The organism is Aliiglaciecola sp. (assembly GCF_039982535.1).
Classification (GTDB): Bacteria; Pseudomonadota; Gammaproteobacteria; order Enterobacterales; family Alteromonadaceae; genus Aliiglaciecola.
Genome location: NZ_JBDWYG010000003.1, coordinates 1 through 1,081 on the forward strand (window position 1 = coordinate 1; position 1,081 = coordinate 1,081).

1 protein-coding gene is annotated in these 1,081 nt (G+C 41.1%); it reads right to left on the reverse strand.

Translation table 11 applies throughout. From position 1 onward, the window contains the following. Window positions 1-1,081 (reverse strand): NADH-quinone oxidoreductase subunit L (locus ABJV04_RS00020; protein WP_348489056.1); only part of this gene is annotated, 1,081 nt, incomplete at both ends.

A 1,081-nucleotide genomic window follows, 5' to 3' on the forward strand; every position in this document is an offset into this window, starting at 1 on the left:
TATGTAATCCATGTTCTACGTGCTCCATAGCGTGAATTACCGAACCGGATCCAAGGAATAAACATGCTTTGAAGAATGCGTGAGTAACAACGTGAAACATCGCAGCTGTAAATCCACCTGCTCCAAGCGCCAGAAACATATATCCTAACTGAGAAACCGTTGAGTAAGCTAGTACACCCTTAATATCGTTTTGTGTGATCGCAATAGTTGCTGCTACAATCGCTGTTAGTGCACCAATTACAGAGATAATGATCATCACTTCAGGGATCATCGCGTACATTGGCGACATTCTGGAGATCAGATAAATTCCGGAAGTTACCATCGTTGCCGCGTGAATAAGTGCGGAAACCGGAGTTGGACCTGCCATCGCATCCGGTAACCAAACAAATAATGGGATCTGAGCACTTTTTCCGGTCGCACCAACAAACATCAATAACCCGATAGCAACCATATATCCTTCAGTAAAGCTGTCAAGGTTACCAAGAATAACATCAAAATTTAAACTTCCAACCGTTTGGAAGACCATGAACATCGCTATCAAAAACGCGAAATCACCAATACGATTATAAATAAAAGCTTTTTTGGCTGCGTCAGATTTTGCCATGTCTGTGTACCAGAAACCGATCAACAGATACGAACAAACACCTACGCCTTCCCATCCCAAGAATAAAAGAAGGAGATTATTACCTAAAACCAGGTTTAACATCGCAAAGATGAACAAATTCAGATAGGCGAAGAACTTCCAATAACCTTCGTCATGCGACATATAGCCCATAGAATAGATGTGGATCAGGAAACCAACTCCTGTCACAACCATGGTCATCATTACAGACAATTGATCTACACGATAGGCAACATCCACACTGAAAGTGCCAACATCCATCCATGTAAACAATTTATAGACGAGGGCTTCAGAGCCCGCATTCATGTTTATAAAGAAATAAACAGCGATTACAAAGGGTATAAATACTGCCGTGCTGGCAATACTACCAATTAATTGTTTTTTATTTCTGTAGCTCTCAACAAATAAACCTGTCAATCCATTGATCAGGAAGCCCAAAAGGGGAAGAGCAATAATTAG